Below are 14,309 nucleotides of genomic sequence, written 5' to 3'. Positions count from 1 at the left end.
AAGGAAGGAACACCACATGGAAGCCCTCTACACCGCCGAGGCCCTCTCCACCGGCGCCGGCCGTGACGGCCGCGTCGCCACCAGCGACGGCTCGTTCGCGCTCGACCTCGCCATCCCGAAGGAGATGGGCGGCTCCGGCGCCGGCACCAACCCCGAGCAGCTCTTCGCCGCCGGCTACGCCGCGTGCTTCCACTCCGCGCTGCAGGGCGTCGCCCGCAGCCAGAAGGCGGAAGATCGCCGACTCATCCGTCGGCGGCCGCGTGCAGATCGGCCCGAACGGCCAGGGCGGCTACCAGCTGGCCGTCATGCTCGAGGTCGTCATCCCCGGCGTGGAGCACGACCAGGCCCAGGCCCTCGCGGACGCTGCCCACCAGGTCTGCCCCTACTCGAACGCGACGCGCGGCAACATCGACGTCACGATCACCGTCTCGAGGACTAGTCCATGACCGACACCACCCCCACCACGATGCGCGCCGTCGTGCACGAGACCTTCGCCGAGCCCGCCGACGTCCTGACCGTCGCCGAGCGTCCGGTCCCCCAGCCCGGCACCGGGCAGGTCCTCGTCCGCACCGTGCTCTCCCCCATCCACAACCACGACCTGTGGACCGTGCGCGGCACCTACGGCTTCAAGCTCGAGCTGCCCGCCCAGTCCGGCACCGAGGCGCTCGGTGTCGTCGAGTCGCTCGGCGAGGGCGTCACGAACCTGCAGGTCGGCCAGCGCGTCGCCGGCGGCACCTTCGGCGTCTGGGCCGAGTACTACGTCGCCGACGCGGCCGGGCTCATCCCGGTGCCCGACGCGATGTCCGGACGAGGCCGCCGCCCAGCTCGTGTCGATGCCGTTCAGCGCGATCAGCCTGCTGCACTCGCTCGACCTGCACGAGGGCGACTGGATGATCCAGAACGCCGCGAACGGCGCCGTCGGCCGCATGGTCGCGCAGCTCGCCGCCGCCCGGGGCATCAACGTCGTCGGCCTCGTCCGGCGTGCGGCCGGTGTCGACGAACTCCGCGAGCAGGGCATCGAGCGGATCGTCGCGACCGACGGCGACGACTGGCAGGACCAGGTCACGGCGATCACCGGCGGTGCGCCGATCATCGCCGGCGTCGAGTCGGTGGGCGGACAGGCCGCCGCGGACATCGTGTCGACGCTCGCCGAGAACGGGACCCTCGTCGTGTTCGGCGCCATGGCGTCGCCGACGATGACGATCCCGTCCGGGGCCGTGATCTTCAAGCAGGTCACGATCAAGGGCTTCTGGGGCAGTGTCGTCAGCCGCACCATGCCGGGCGAGACGAAGCAGCAGCTCTTCGGTGAGCTCATCACCCGCGTGCTCGACGGCTGCTGACGCCCCCGTCGCCGAGACGTTCGCCTTCGAGGACGTCCGCGACGCGGTGCGCGCGAGCGACACCGCCGGCCGCGTCGGCAAGGTACTCCTGCGCCCGTAGCGCCGCCAGCAGACGGACGGGAGGCGCGGTGCCAGCTGGCACCGCGCCTCCCGTCCGTCGTCCCGTCACCCGGTCACCCGTCGAGGGAGCAGAAGACGTCGGGTGCCATTGGCCGACCCGACGTCTTCTGCTCCTCGATGGACTGCGTCAGCGACGCCCCACCGTCACCGGCGCGCCTTCGGCGGGACCGTGAAGATGTTGCCGGTGGTGACGCCCTCTTCGACCTCTTCCAGGGTGCGGCCGCGGCTCTCCGGCACGAACTTCCAGATGAAGAGCAGCGCGAGGACGCCGACGATCGCGAAGCCGAAGAACGTGCCGGTGATGCCCGTGGCGGCGACGATCGTCGGGAAGTACAGCCCGAGGAACGCGTTCGCGATCCAGAGGCAGAAGACCGCGATCCCCATGCCGAGCGCACGGATCTGCGTCGGGAAGATCTCGGACAGGATCACCCAGGTCGCGATGTTGAGGAAGGTCTGCATCGAACCGACGAAGGCGACCACGAGGAACAGGATGACCCAGGGACGAGCGGGGTTGCCCTCGACGAGCGTCATCGAGGCGATGCCGATCAGGAAGTGGCAGACCGTCGTCAGCGAGTACCCGAGGATCAGCGTCGTCCGACGGTTGATCTTCTCCATGTTGTAGATGGCGATGAAGCCACCGACCACGGCGATGATGCCCGGCGCGATGTTCGCGATGAGCGCCGCCGACTGCTGGAAGCCCGACTCGATCAGGACGGTCTGGCCGTAGTACATGATCGAGTTGATGCCGGTCAGCTGCTGCGCGACGCCGATGCCCGCACCGATGAGCACGATCCGGATGAGCCACTTGTTGCCGAGCAGGACGCGCCAGCCGCTCTCGCGCTGGACCTTCTCCTCGAAGGCGTTCGTCCGCTTGATGTCCTCGAGCTCGGCCGACGCACGCTCCTTCGAGCGGATCTGCCCGAGGACCTCGAGCGCCTCGTCGTTGCGGCCCTTCGACGCCAGCCACCGCGGCGACTCCGGCACGCGGAGCATCCCGATGAAGAGCGCGATCGCGGGCAGGGCGCAGACGGCGAGCATGACGCGCCAGACCCCGTTGCCCTCACCCCAGAGGTTGCCGATGATCGCATTCACCACGAACGCGGCGAGCTGTCCGATGACGATCATCAGCTCGTTGCGACCGGAGAAGCGATCCGCGGATCTCGTACGGCGCGAGTTCGGCGAGGAACACCGGGACGACCGTGGAGGCACCACCGACCGCCAGGCCGAGCAGCACACGACCGACGACCATCACGCCGAAGGCCGGCGCGAAGACGCAGACGAGCGTGCCGACGAAGAACGTCACGGCGAGCCAGGATGATCGTCTTCCGACGACCCAGGCCGTCGGCGATGCGGCCACCGAGCATGAGCGCCGATGGCGGCACCGAAGAGGAGCGAGCTTCATGACCACGCCCTCGGTGAAGTTCGTGAGGCCGGGCTCCTGCTTCATCGGCAGCAGCGCGCCGTTGATCACACCGGTGTCGTAGCCGAACAGGAGGCCGCCGAAGGTGGCGACGAGGGCGAGGACGCCGAGGCGGCGGACGTGCGGAGCCCTTCCCGACCGGCGGGAGCGCCGTCTTCGGGGCTGTCCGGTTTGATGCCTCGACCATGCGGGTGACTCCTTCTCGTCAGTGATCACCCCCTTCATCGCTTGGAAAGGATCGTAACCCGTTTCCATGTCCTGTCAATCACACATATGGACATCAGACGGATTGGATCGCTCCACGAAAGTCCTGATCAGGGGCGAGGGTGCCTCACTCCTCGTCGCGGGGCGGTTCAGGCGAGCACGTCCCCCAGCGAGGACATGTCCGCACCGTGGTCGGTGTAGCGCCGGACCGTCCGGCGCGCGGCAGCGCTGGCGGCTCCGGCGAGCCGGGGGTTCCGGCGTGCGGCGTCGGCGACCCGACCGGCGTGCCCGGCGGTCGAGAGCAGGACGTTCGCGAGCCGCCCGCGCCTCGCCGGGTTCGGGGACCCCGGTGACGGTCCAGGCCGTGCGGACCTGGTCGTCCGGCGTGACGCCGCGTCGGGTGCCCATGCGGTGCCAGTCCGACAGTGACCCCTCGGTCCGGGAGGCTGCACGGTCCCTCGCCCGCGCGACGGCGGTCGGCGTCGCGCGCATCGGACTCGGCGCTCGTCCCCTCGACGGTGTCGAACCGGTCGGTCAGGCCGTCGGCACGACGACGGACGCTCTCGGCACGTTCCCGCGCGGCAGCGTCGTCACCGCCTTCCTCGGCGATGCGGGCGGCGCGCGCGGCGGCTGCAGCGGCGAGGATCTCCGAACGCTCCATACCCACGACGGTAGCCGCTCCGACCGACACCGTCCCACCACGCCCGGACCGGTGCGGTGTGCCGCAGGACACAGCCCGCAACCGCCCCTCCGTCCGGGCGCGACGCCGCGCTAGCATCGTCGCGAGGGGGAACCATGAAGCGTTTTCGTGACGATCGGTGCCGTCGTCCTGGGGACCGTCGCGCTGTCCGGGTGCTCGTTGCTGCGCGGATCCGACGGAGCGCTGCCCGCGCCGTCCAGCCCGCCGGCGACGTCCGCGCCGCCGAGCGCCACCCCGACGCCGACCCCGACGGCGAGTCCGCGTCGGACCTGCTCGAGGCGTCGGCGAACCCCCGCACGCCCCACCCCGGCACCGACCGAGGCCGCTGCCCCGGCCTCCGACGCTCACGCCCATCCCGGCCGGCACCGTCCTGGCGCAGGGCGACGTCGCCTCCCCCAAGGGCAGCATCCACTTCCACTTCCGGATGGTCGCCAACGGTGACGACTCCTTCACCGCGCAGTACTCCGGGATCACCTCGACCCTGCCGGTGCCGATCGGCGTCGGGCTGTTCGACCTGCCGCGGAAGGTCGGCGACGGGCTCACGTACCACGGCGTCGGCGACCACACCCTCGGTGGCCCGACCAGCGGTGCGATCGCGGCGAACGTGCCGCTCAGCGGGTCCGGGGTCGACCTGTCGCACCTCGGGACGCTCGTGACGTACTCCGCGGCGGCGCCCGGGCAGGACGTCCCCGTCGAGATCGCCGCCGACAAGGTCCTCGCCGTCACGACCGTCCGCTGGTCGGTCCCCGCACGGCAGACGAACGTACACCCGAAGGACGCCGGCACCCGCGCGAACGCGAACGGGCCGGTCACGGCGACCACGGCCTCCGGTGCACCGAAGACCTACACGGTCGCGCCGGACGACCTCATCGGCGACGTCGCCGCGCGCTTTGGCATCACGGTGCGCGACCTGGTGTGGCTGAACGAGGGCGTGCAGGTGTTCGGCGAGGACCAGCACCTCTACGAGGGCACGTCGCTCAACCTCGACCCGCTCGGCCGCTGACCCCGGCGGCCACGGCGCCGGCGACGTTTCGCGGTGAGCGACACCTCACCGGCCGCGCCGCGCGTGAACTGTCGCTCAGCGCGAAAACCGCCTCGGGTCCGCCCCGCGGCCAGCACGATCGGCAGACGGACGGGGAGGCGCGGTGCCAGCTGGCACCGCGCCTCCCGTCCGTCAGGTGCGCGTTACTCGCCGCGCAGCTCCAGGTACTTGGCGATGAGCGCCTTCGTCGAGGAGTCCTGCGCGTCCAGCGCGGCCTGGTCGCCGTCGACCGCCGGGGCGATCTGCAGCGCCAGCTGCTTGCCGAGCTCGACGCCCCACTGGTCGAACGAGTCGATGCCCCAGATGGTGCCCTCGGTGAACACGATGTGCTCGTAGAGCGCGATGAGCTGCCCGAGCACGCTCGGGGTGAGCTCCGGCGCGAGGATCGACGTCGACGGCTTGTTGCCCGTGAAGGTGCGTGCCGCGACGATCGCCTCGTCGGTGGTGCCCTCCGCGCGGACCTCGTCCGCCGTCTTGCCGAACGCGAGCGCCTTCGTCTGCGCGAAGAAGTTCGCCAGGAACAGCGCGTGGACGTCCTGCCCCGGCTGCACGGCCTTGCCGTCGCCGGACTCGTCCTTCAGCGGACGGGCCGGCTTCGCGACGGTGATGAAGTCCGTCGGGATGAGGCGGGTGCCCTGGTGGATGAGCTGGTAGAACGCGTGCTGGCCGTTCGTGCCCGGCTCGCCCCAGAAGACCTCGCCGGTCTCGGTGGTGACGGGCGAGCCGTCCCAGCGGACGCGCTTGCCGTTCGACTCCATCGTGAGCCGTTGCAGGTACGCGGCGAAGCGGTGCAGGTACTGCGTGTACGGCAGGACCGCGTGGCTCTGGGCACCGAGGAAGTTCGAGTACCAGACGTTGAGCAGCCCCATCAGGACGGGGACGTTCTGCTCGAGCGGCGTGGTGCGGACGTGCTCGTCGACGGCGTGGAAGCCGGCGAGGAACTGCTCCCAGTTCTCCGGGCCGATCGCGATGACGACGCTCGTGCCGATGGCCGAGTCGACCGAGTAGCGGCCGCCCACCCAGTCCCAGAAGCCGAAGGCGTTCTCCGGGTCGATGCCGAACGCGGCGACCTTGTCGAGCGCGGTCGAGACGGCGACGAAGTGCTTCGCGACGGCGTTCGACTTCTCGTCGTCCGAGGCGTCCGTGAGGCCCAGCTTCTCCCACAGCCACTGGCGGGCGAGGCGGGCGTTCGTCAGGGTCTCGAGCGTGCCGAAGGTCTTCGACGCGACGATGAAGAGCGTGGTCTCCGGGTCGAGGTCGACGGTCTTCTCGTAGATGTCCGACGGGTCGATGTTCGAGACGAAGCGGGCCTCGAGGCCGGGCTGCACGTACGGCTTCAGTGCCTCGTAGACCATGACCGGTCCGAGGTCCGAGCCGCCGATGCCGATGTTGACGACGGTCTCGATGCGCTTGCCGGTGACACCGGTCCACGAGCCGTCGCGCACCTGCGTCGCGAACGCGTAGACCTTCTCGAGCGTGGCGTGCACGTCGGCGTCGACGTCCTGGCCGTCGACGGTCAGCGGGGCGGCGGGGACGAGGCCCTCGGTCGCCTTCGGCCGGCGGAGCGCGGTGTGCAGCACGGCACGGTCCTCGGTGGCGTTGATGTGCTCACCGGCGAGCATCGCCTGGAAGCGCTCGGCGACGCCGGTGTCCTTCGCGACCTGCAGCAGAGCGCCGAGGATCTCGTCGTCGACGAGGCCCTTCGACAGGTCGACGGTGAGGTCCGCCGCCTGGAACGTGTACCGCTCGGCACGGCCTGGGTCGCTGTCGAACCACCCTCGCAGGTCCGGGGTGAAGCCGCGGCGGCGATGCCGTCCAGCTTCTTCCAGCCTTCGGTCGATGTGGGGTCGACGGGCGCGGATTCGGTCACGGGGTCCTCCTGGATCACCTTCAAGACGTACAAGCCCGCGGGTCACCGCAGCACTGCGTCGCGGACCGAGTTCGAGCGTAGTGCGCTCCGGCAGGTGGTGCGCACAGTCGGGCCGCCAGGTCAGGGGCGGTCGAGCGGGGCGAAGCGACGGAGGCGCAGGCTGTTCGTCACGACGAAGACGGACGAGAACGCCATGGCCGCACCCGCCAGCACGGGGTTGAGCAGCCCCGCCATCGCGAGCGGGATCGCCGCCACGTTGTACGCGAACGCCCAGAACAGGTTCCCCTTGATCGTGCGCAGGGTGGCACGGGAGAGCCGGACCGCATCGGCCACCACGGTGAGCCGGCCACTGACGACGGTGATGTCGCTGGCCGCGATCGCCGCGTCGGTGCCGGCGCCCATCGCGATGCCGAGGTCGGCCGCGGCGAGGGCTGCTGCGTCGTTCACCCCGTCCCCGACCATCGCCACGCTCCGCCCCTCTGCCTGCAGCCGGCGGACGGTCTCGAGCTTCGAGGCTGGTGTGGCGCGCGTGGACCTCGTCGATCCCGACGGACGCGGCGACGGCGTGTGCCGCCCCCTCGTTGTCGCCCGTGAGCAGCACCGGACGGAGTCCGAGCTCGACGAAGCGACGGACGGCGTCGGCTGCCTCGGGCTTCACGGTGTCGCCGACGACGACCACGCCGAGCGCGGCACCGTTCCGAGCGACCACGACCGCGGTCCCGCCGTCGGACTCGGCCTCGGCGAGTGCGGTGGCGAGCGTCTCCGGCAGGCCGATCGACCACGACTCGGCGAGCCACCGGGCGGTGCCGACCAGCACCACGTCGCCGTCGACCACGGCCTGCACGCCGGCGCCCGGCGTCGCGGTGAACTGCGATGCCTCCGCCGTGGCGATGCCCCGGTCACGCGCGCCGGCGATCACCGCGCGGCCGACCGGGTGCTCCGAGCCGTCCTCGACGGCCGCGGCCAGTCGCAGCACCGCGTCGGGGTCGACGTCGGCGTCGGGGGCGGCCACGACCGAGCGGAGCGCCATGGCCCCGGTCGTCACGGTGCCGGTCTTGTCGAGCACGATCGTGTCGACGGCACGGGTGCGTTCGAGCACCTGGGGTCCGCCGATGAGGATGCCGAGCTGCGAGCCGCGCCCCGTGCCGACCAGGAGGGCGGTCGGGGTGGCGAGACCGAGCGCGCACGGGCAGGCGATGATGAGGGTGGCGACGGCCGCGGTGAACGCCGCCGTCAGGGACCCGCCGAGCACGAGCCAACCGACGAACGCCAGGACCGCGAGCCCGATGACGATCGGGACGAAGACCCCGGAGACGCGGTCGGCGAGGCGCTGCACCTCGGCCTTGCCGGTCTGCGCGTCCTCGATGAGCCGACCCATGCGTGCGAGTTCGGTGTCGGCGCCGACGCGGGTGATCGTGACGACGAGTCGTCCGCCGACGTTGATCGTGGCACCCGTGACGGCGTCGCCGGGGCGGACCTCGACCGGCACGGACTCGCCGGTGAGCATGCTGAGGTCGACGGCGGAGGAGCCCTCGCGCACGGTGCCGTCACTCGGGATCCGCTCCCCCGGGCGGACGACGACCACGTCACCGACGACGAGCGAGGCAGCCGGCACACGGGTCTCGGTCGCCCCCCCCAGCACCGTCGCGTCCTTCGCGCCGAGCTCGAGCAGGGCGCGGAGCGCTGCGCCGGACTGCTGTTTCGCCCGCGCCTCCATGTACCGGCCGGCCAGGATGAAGACCGTGACGGCGGTGGCGACCTCGAGGTAGAGGTCGCTCGCCTCGGGATCGGTCGCGAACCACGAGAAGGTCATGTGCATGCCGGTCGTGCCGGCGTCGCCGAGGAACAGTGCGTACAGCGACCAGCCGAACGCGGCGAGGACCCCGACGCTCACGAGCGTGTCCATCGTGGCGGCGCCGTGCCGGGCGTTCACCCACGCGGCGCGGTGGAACGGCAGTGCTCCCCAGACCGCGACGGGCGCGGCGAGGGCCAGTGCCAGCCACTGCCAGCCCGGGAACTGCAGCAGGGGGACCATCGACAGGACGACGACGGGCAGCGCGAGCACCGCCGAGACCACGAGCCGCTGCCGGAGGGGCGCGGAGGGATCGGACCCGGCGGTGTCGGCGGTGTCGTCGTCCGCGGAGACGGGCGGCGCCGAGACCGAGGCGCCGTACCCGGCGGCCTCGACCGCGGCGATCAGCACTGTGGGATCGGCCGAGTCGGGGTCGTCGACCTGCACCTGCGCCTTCTCGGTCGCGTAGTTCACGGTCGCGGTGACGCCGGGGAGCTTGCCGAGCTTCCGCTCGATGCGGTTGGCGCACGAGGCGCACGTCATCCCGGTGATGTCGAGTTCGACCACACGGTCGACGATGCCGTCCGTCACGAGCGCACGACCTCGTACCCCGCCTCGGCGACCGCGTCGCGCAGCGCCTCGGTCGTGACCGGACCGTCCGACGTGACGGTGACCTCGGACCGACCGCCCGGCACGAGCTGGACGGCGACGCCCGACACCCCGTCGAGTTCGGTGAGTTCCTCGGTCACGCTCATCACGCAGTGCTCGCAGGTCATGCCCTCGACGAGCAGGAGTTCGGTGTTCACGGTGTCGTTCACGGTGTTCCTTCCGGTGTTCAGGAGCGGACGAGTCGCGCGATGGCCTCGCTCGCCTCGCGCACCTTGGCGTTCGCGGCGTCCCCGCCCTCGGCGACCGCCTCGGCGACGCAGTGGGACAGGTGGTCCTCGAGCAGCGACAGGGCGACGCGTTCGAGCGCCCGGTTCGGCCGCGGAGATCTGGGTGAGGACGTCGATGCAGTAGGTCTCGTCCTCGACCATGCGGGCGATCCCCCGCACCTGGCCCTCGGCGCGACGGAGTCGCTTGAGCAGGTCGTCCTTGTCGCCGATGTACCCGACGTGTTCGTGCATCGTGTCCTCCACCCGACTCAATACGGTACCCCCCTAGGGTATTCCTTCGACGCGCGGGCGCAACCGTGGAAAGATGCGGACATGACCGCCTCGTCGCCGAACGGCTTCCGCAGACTGCGGTTCACCGACGGCGACGGCTCCGACTACTCCGCCATCTTCGAGGCCGAGTACCACGGCTCGGACTTCGCGTCGGACACCTTCGCCACCGAGGACGCCCGGTACGAGTACACCGTCGTGGGCGACGACGACCTGACCCTCCGGACCATGCGCGCCGAGGGCGGCAAGCGCGGCGGCGTGATCGGCGCGCGGGACGACCACGTCGTGTTCTGGCTGACGAAGGGCCGGCTGGAGATGCACTTCGCCGACCGGTCCCGCGTCGTCGAGCCGGGCAGCCCCTACATCGCGTCGGCGTCCGAGGCCTACCGGTTCGAGTCGACCGGCACCGTCTACAACGGGGTCCACGTCGCCGACCGGTTCCTCCGCGAGGTCGGGAAGGACCTCGGGTTCCGGCTGCCGGCCGGTCCGCTGCTCTTCGACCAGCAGGACGAGGTGGTCGCACGGCGCGAACCACTCCGCCACCTCATCCACGAGATCGGTCCGATGCTCGTCGACGACCGGGTGCTCGGCGCGATGCGGACCGAGCTGAACCGCCGTCTCGCCGTCGTCGTGCTCGACACGTTCCCGATCCGGAACCGCGGGACCGACGTACCGGTGGCGAACCGACTGCGGGACGCGATCCGGTTCATCGAGGCGAACGCGTCCGATCGGCCGTCGGTGCCCGAGATCGCCGCGGCGTGCGGCCTCAGTCAGCGTGGCCTGCAGGACGTGTTCGCCCGCACGCTCGACTCGACCCCGCACCGGTTCCTCCGCGACCACCGCCTGGACCGCGTCCGGCAGGAGCTCCTGCGCGGCGACGGCTCCGAGGGGGTGGCCGCCGTCGGCGGGCGCTGGGGGTTCGCACGAACGCGGGGCGTTTCGCCGCCGCGTACCGCGAGCGCTTCGGCGAGGACCCCGGCGAGACGATGCGGGCATCGTCGGCCACCGGACGGCCCTCGTGGCGCCTCCGGCGCGCACTCCGCCTTCATCGAGCAGCACCTCGACGAGGACCTGACGGTGCAGGACATCGCCGATGCGGCCGGAGTGCGTCCGCGACGGCTCCAGCAGCTCTTCCAGGAGGAACGGGGCGAGTCCCCGATGGCGGCTGTCCGTTCGATCCGCGGTGCGTCGGAACGCAGCGGAGCGGCCGCAATCCGCGCGGTCGACTGACCCGACCGACCCCTCGGGGTACGCCAGCACTGGGATCGGGCCGTTTCTCTGGAGATCAGCTGAAACCGAAGACCCGGGTGTGACGAACCTCTGGTGAGCCCCGTCTCATCCGTGAACAGCAACCGCTGGGAACGCCCGGCGGGACGATCGGAAGGAACGACAATGGCTGACACCACCCTCACCCCCACGACCACCAGCACGGCCGCCACGCGCAACACCGGAACCCACTCCGGCGCGAACGGTGTCACGGGCAAGACCGTCATCGACGACACCGTCGTGTCGAAGGTCGCCGGCATCGCCGCCCGCGAGGTCAACGGCGTCCACTCCCTCGGCAACGGTGCAGCCCGTGCGATCGGCGCCCTCCGCGACGCCATCGGCCAGCGCGACTTCGGTCAGGGCGTCAAGGTCGAGGTCGGCGAGAAGCAGGTCGCCGCGGACATCGTGATCGTCGCCGAGTACCCGGTCGCGCTCCAGCAGGTCGCCGACGGCGTCCGTGCCGGCGTCGCCCGTGCGCTCGAGCAGATCGTGGGCATGGAGGTCGCCGAGGTCAACGTGACCGTGCAGGACGTCTTCATCCCGGGTGACGACGACGACAAGGACGACGAGAAGAAGGAAGCGCGAGTCGCATGAGCAACACACTGATGGGCGCCCTGATCGGTGCCGTCCTCGCCGTCGTGCAGCACCTGCAGTTCGGCTTCTGGGGCTTCGTGCCCGTGGTCGTGTTCGGAGCGGTCGGGGCCCTCGTGGCCGCGCTCGTGACCGGCCGCATCGACCGCGGTGCCCTCGCCGACGTGCTGACCGGGCGCCGGAGCTCACGATGACCCCCGGCCCGGACGGCGTCTCGTCTGCTGCTGTCGCGGGCCGCGTCGAGATCACCGCTCGCGCACTGAACTCGCTGGCGCGGGCCGTCGCAGCCGAACGGCTCGGCAGCCCCGCCAAGCGGGTGCGGGTCGGACTCGGCGACGCGTCCGGCGCACTCTCCTCGACATCACCGGCCCGATCTCGGCGGGCGACGACATCGTCGACCGCTCCGCCCGGGTCGCCGAGGAGGTCAAGGCCGCGTGGGGTGACCTCACCGGCCGTCGTGTCGGCAGTGCCCACATCGAACTCACCGGGATCGTGCGCGAGCGCGAGACCCGGACCGCCTAGGAGGCCATCATGAGCAACGGTTCCGTGGAACGGCGCATCCGTCGCCGGAGCGTCCACCGCTCCCGCTCGACCGCCGTGGCCGTCGCCCTCGTCGTGCTCGTCCTCGTCGCGGCGTGGATCGGCACCGAGTCGGTCCTCCGGGCGATCGGTCGGCCTCCGCTCCTCGCCGACCCGCAGTCCGCGGTCGACGCGGCACTCCGGCCCGACGCGGCGTTCCTGACGATCGCCGAGGTCGTCGCCGTCGTGCTGGTCGTCCTCGGGGTCGTGCTGATCGTCCTCGCGCTCAAGCCCGGCCGGCAGCACCGCTCCGTCGTCGAACACGAGCGCGGCGCCGTCATCATCGACAGCCGCATCCTGGCGTCGACCGCGGCGAACGCGGCCGGAACCGCCGCGGGCGTCCCCGAGGGCAACGCCTCGGCGACCGCACGTGGTCGCCGGACCGAGGTCCGCGTGGTCCCCGTCACCGGGATGCCCGTCGACGAGGGCGTCGTCCGCGACGCCGTCCGCGACCGGCTCAGCGGTCTCGACGAACGATTCGGCCGGAGCGTCCGCGTCCGGGTCGAGGAGAAGGAACCCTCGCATGACCAAGAGCAACCGGACCCTCAACCGGATCATCCTCCTCGTGCTCGGCCTGGTCGCCGTCGTCGTGGGTCTCGTCATCGGCGCGGGTGTGCTGCCCGCCGTCCGCGACGCGACCGCCCCGTACGTCGACCTCCCCCGCAGCCTCGACGTCCCCGCGTCCTCGCTGTGGATCATCGCCGGTGCATGCGCCCTCGTCATCGTGCTCGCCCTCGTGTGGGTGTTCACGCGTGGCGGTGGCGGTACCTCGGTCGCCGTCCGGGAACGCTCCGGCGACGACGCGGTGACCGTCAACGTGGCGCTCGTCCGCGACGTCCTCGACCACGAGAGCTCTCCGGCGTCCGTGACGTCGTCGGCGGCTCGCGGGTCGACACCTACCTCGTCCGCCGGCAGCGGGTGCTGCTCGGATCCGGGTCGCCGTCCGCCGCGGCGGCGACGCGGTCACCGTGCTCGACGCCGTCGACCGGGCGGTCGCGGTCCTGGACCGCACGCTCGGCCGCCAGGTGCCGGTGCTCGTGCACCTCACCGGCGGCACCCCGCTCCGCGCTCGCGAAGGCCGACCCGCGTCCGCTGACACCCGTCAGCACGACGCACCACGGGCCTCCCGGCCCACCCAGCACACCCACCGGGCGCACGCCCGCCGAAGAAAGGACCCGTCATGGGACTCGACGACAAGATCAAGAACGCTGCACAGGACCTCGCCGGCAAGGCGAAGGAAGCGCTCGGGAACGCCACCAACGACGACTCCAAGGTCGCCGAGGGCAAGAAGGACCAGGCCGCTGCGAGCGCCAAGCAGACCGGCGAGGACGTCAAGGACGTCTTCAAGAAGTAGGTCGCACGAACCGTGTCGGGGCACTCGCGCAGTCGAGTGCCCCGCACGCGTTCCGGCGGAACCCGAACGAGGAGAGAACCATGCAGCACGACCCGAACGCGCACACGCAGGTCACCGAGGTGGCGCTGCCCGCGGAGCTTCACGGAGCCGTTGCCCGACGACGCGAGCACCGTCACGATCGTCGCCCGGACGGCATGGAGACCGCACTCGGCGTGCCCGGTGTGCACCACCTCGGCGGGATCGCCGCCCGTGCAGCCGACCAGTTCCGCAAGCAGCTCGGCCGGAGGCGCCGGCACCGCCGGCGTGCAGGTCGACGAGGACGACGGCGCGCGCTCGGCGTGCAGGTCTCCATCGTCGTCAGCTACCCGGAGCCCGTGCTCCACGTCGCCGACGAGGTGCGGAAGCAGGTGACCGCCGCGACGCGGCAGGTGTCCGAGCTCCTCGACGAGCGTGGACGTCCGCGTCCTCGACGTGCACGGTCCCTTCGACGACGAGCAGTCACCGCTGGGCCGCGCGACCGAGGCCGCGACCGACGCCGTCAAGCAGGCTGCCGAGACCACCGGCGACGCGGTCAAGCAGGCCGCCGAGACCACGGCGGACGCGACGAAGCGCGCTGCCGCGACGACCGCCGACGGGACCAAGCGCACCGCGGACGCCACCGCCGACGCCACCAAGCGCAGCATCCGCGACCGCCGATGCCTCGAAGCGCGCGGCCGACGCCACCGCCGACGTGACGAAGCGTGCGGCGGACGCCACCGCTGACGCGTCGAAGCGTGCGGCCGACGCCACCGCCGAGACCACGAAGCGTGTCGTCGAGACCGCCGCCGACACCACCGAGGACGTGCGTGACGCCGCCGCCGAGTAGCTC

At 71.4% G+C, this 14,309-nt stretch carries 14 protein-coding genes and 5 pseudogenes; 11 read left to right on the top strand and 8 right to left on the bottom strand.

Annotation, left to right across the window (positions count from 1 at the left end; genetic code table 11):
• The first annotated feature begins 16 nt into the window (after window positions 1–16).
• The 3 genes and pseudogenes from ACZ8AI_RS07165 (at window position 17) to ACZ8AI_RS07155 (ending at window position 1,340) form a co-directional block, all read left to right on the top strand.
• Window positions 17–446, top strand: a pseudogene (locus ACZ8AI_RS07165) (organic hydroperoxide resistance protein).
• Window positions 443–736 (top strand): annotated as a pseudogene (locus ACZ8AI_RS07160) (alcohol dehydrogenase catalytic domain-containing protein); the annotation flags it as partial. The pseudogenes ACZ8AI_RS07165 and ACZ8AI_RS07160, both read left to right, overlap by 4 nt.
• A gap of 190 nt (window positions 737–926) precedes the next feature.
• Window positions 927–1,340 (top strand): zinc-binding dehydrogenase, encoded by a 414-nt coding sequence (locus ACZ8AI_RS07155; RefSeq protein ID WP_464858113.1) that lies wholly within the window; start codon window positions 927–929, stop codon window positions 1,338–1,340.
• 264 nt (window positions 1,341–1,604) lie between these two features.
• On the opposite strand, the gene ACZ8AI_RS07150 is transcribed toward ACZ8AI_RS07155, so the two are convergent.
• The 3 genes from ACZ8AI_RS07150 to ACZ8AI_RS07140 all read right to left on the bottom strand — a co-directional run bounded on the left by ACZ8AI_RS07150 (window position 1,605) and on the right by ACZ8AI_RS07140 (window position 3,745).
• Window positions 1,605–2,585 (bottom strand): MFS transporter, encoded by a 981-nt coding sequence (locus ACZ8AI_RS07150; RefSeq protein ID WP_464857625.1) that lies wholly within the window; start codon window positions 2,583–2,585, stop codon window positions 1,605–1,607.
• A complete protein-coding gene (locus ACZ8AI_RS07145; RefSeq protein WP_464857623.1) occupies window positions 2,521–3,096 on the bottom strand; it encodes an MFS transporter in 576 nt (191 codons plus the stop codon). The genes ACZ8AI_RS07150 and ACZ8AI_RS07145 overlap by 65 nt, the downstream gene beginning before the upstream one ends.
• A 115-nt stretch (window positions 3,097–3,211) precedes the next feature.
• On the bottom strand, window positions 3,212–3,745 hold the full coding sequence (locus ACZ8AI_RS07140; protein ID WP_464857621.1) for a hypothetical protein: 534 nt from the start codon (window positions 3,743–3,745) through the stop codon (window positions 3,212–3,214).
• A gap of 157 nt (window positions 3,746–3,902) precedes the next feature.
• Here ACZ8AI_RS07140 and ACZ8AI_RS07135 point away from each other — a divergent pair, with 157 nt between their 5' ends.
• Window positions 3,903–4,787, top strand: coding sequence for a LysM domain-containing protein (locus tag ACZ8AI_RS07135; RefSeq protein WP_464857619.1), 885 nt, complete (start codon window positions 3,903–3,905; stop codon window positions 4,785–4,787).
• Between the two features lie 182 nt (window positions 4,788–4,969).
• On the opposite strand, the pseudogene pgi reads toward ACZ8AI_RS07135, so the two are convergent.
• The 4 genes and pseudogenes from pgi to ACZ8AI_RS07115 all read right to left on the bottom strand — a co-directional run bounded on the left by pgi (window position 4,970) and on the right by ACZ8AI_RS07115 (window position 9,615).
• Window positions 4,970–6,696 (bottom strand): annotated as a pseudogene (gene pgi / locus ACZ8AI_RS07130) (glucose-6-phosphate isomerase).
• A gap of 120 nt (window positions 6,697–6,816) precedes the next feature.
• A pseudogene (locus ACZ8AI_RS07125) lies at window positions 6,817–9,031 on the bottom strand (heavy metal translocating P-type ATPase).
• Between the two features lie 44 nt (window positions 9,032–9,075).
• A complete protein-coding gene (locus ACZ8AI_RS07120; RefSeq protein ID WP_464858111.1) occupies window positions 9,076–9,417 on the bottom strand; it encodes a heavy-metal-associated domain-containing protein in 342 nt (113 codons plus the stop codon).
• Window positions 9,324–9,615, bottom strand: a pseudogene (locus ACZ8AI_RS07115) (metal-sensitive transcriptional regulator). Before ACZ8AI_RS07115 ends, ACZ8AI_RS07120 begins: the two are co-directional and overlap by 94 nt.
• An 81-nt stretch (window positions 9,616–9,696) precedes the next feature.
• On the opposite strand from ACZ8AI_RS07115, the gene ACZ8AI_RS07110 reads away from it, so the two are divergent.
• The 3 genes from ACZ8AI_RS07110 (at window position 9,697) to ACZ8AI_RS07100 (ending at window position 11,702) form a co-directional block, all read left to right on the top strand.
• Window positions 9,697–10,881: a helix-turn-helix domain-containing protein gene (locus ACZ8AI_RS07110; protein ID WP_464857617.1), complete on the top strand. Its 1,185-nt coding sequence runs from the start codon at window positions 9,697–9,699 to the stop codon at window positions 10,879–10,881.
• Between the two features lie 162 nt (window positions 10,882–11,043).
• Window positions 11,044–11,511, top strand: coding sequence for an Asp23/Gls24 family envelope stress response protein (locus ACZ8AI_RS07105; RefSeq protein WP_071291130.1), 468 nt, complete (start codon window positions 11,044–11,046; stop codon window positions 11,509–11,511).
• Complete coding sequence (locus ACZ8AI_RS07100) at window positions 11,508–11,702, top strand: hypothetical protein (RefSeq protein WP_464857614.1); 195 nt, start codon at window positions 11,508–11,510, stop codon at window positions 11,700–11,702. The genes ACZ8AI_RS07105 and ACZ8AI_RS07100 overlap by 4 nt, the downstream gene beginning before the upstream one ends.
• Window positions 11,703–12,026: 324 nt before the next feature.
• On the opposite strand, the gene ACZ8AI_RS07095 is transcribed toward ACZ8AI_RS07100, so the two are convergent.
• Entirely contained in the window at window positions 12,027–12,494 is a 468-nt protein-coding gene (locus ACZ8AI_RS07095) for a hypothetical protein (protein ID WP_464857612.1), read from the bottom strand.
• A gap of 116 nt (window positions 12,495–12,610) precedes the next feature.
• Between ACZ8AI_RS07095 and ACZ8AI_RS07090 the strand changes: the two genes are divergently transcribed.
• From ACZ8AI_RS07090 to ACZ8AI_RS07075, 4 genes are all read left to right on the top strand, one after another.
• Window positions 12,611–13,183, top strand: a complete 573-nt coding sequence (locus ACZ8AI_RS07090) for a hypothetical protein (protein ID WP_464857610.1) — start codon at window positions 12,611–12,613, stop codon at window positions 13,181–13,183.
• A gap of 84 nt (window positions 13,184–13,267) precedes the next feature.
• Complete coding sequence (locus ACZ8AI_RS07085) at window positions 13,268–13,441, top strand: CsbD family protein (RefSeq protein WP_071291125.1); 174 nt, start codon at window positions 13,268–13,270, stop codon at window positions 13,439–13,441.
• 80 nt (window positions 13,442–13,521) lie between these two features.
• Window positions 13,522–14,175, top strand: coding sequence for a hypothetical protein (locus tag ACZ8AI_RS07080; protein WP_464857607.1), 654 nt, complete (start codon window positions 13,522–13,524; stop codon window positions 14,173–14,175).
• Window positions 14,172–14,306: a hypothetical protein gene (locus ACZ8AI_RS07075; protein WP_464857605.1), complete on the top strand. Its 135-nt coding sequence runs from the start codon at window positions 14,172–14,174 to the stop codon at window positions 14,304–14,306. The genes ACZ8AI_RS07080 and ACZ8AI_RS07075 overlap by 4 nt, the downstream gene beginning before the upstream one ends.
• Window positions 14,307–14,309: the final 3 nt, after the last annotated feature.

Source organism: Curtobacterium sp. AC273, from assembly GCF_979253735.1.
This window is presented reverse-complemented; position numbering and strand designations above follow the sequence as displayed.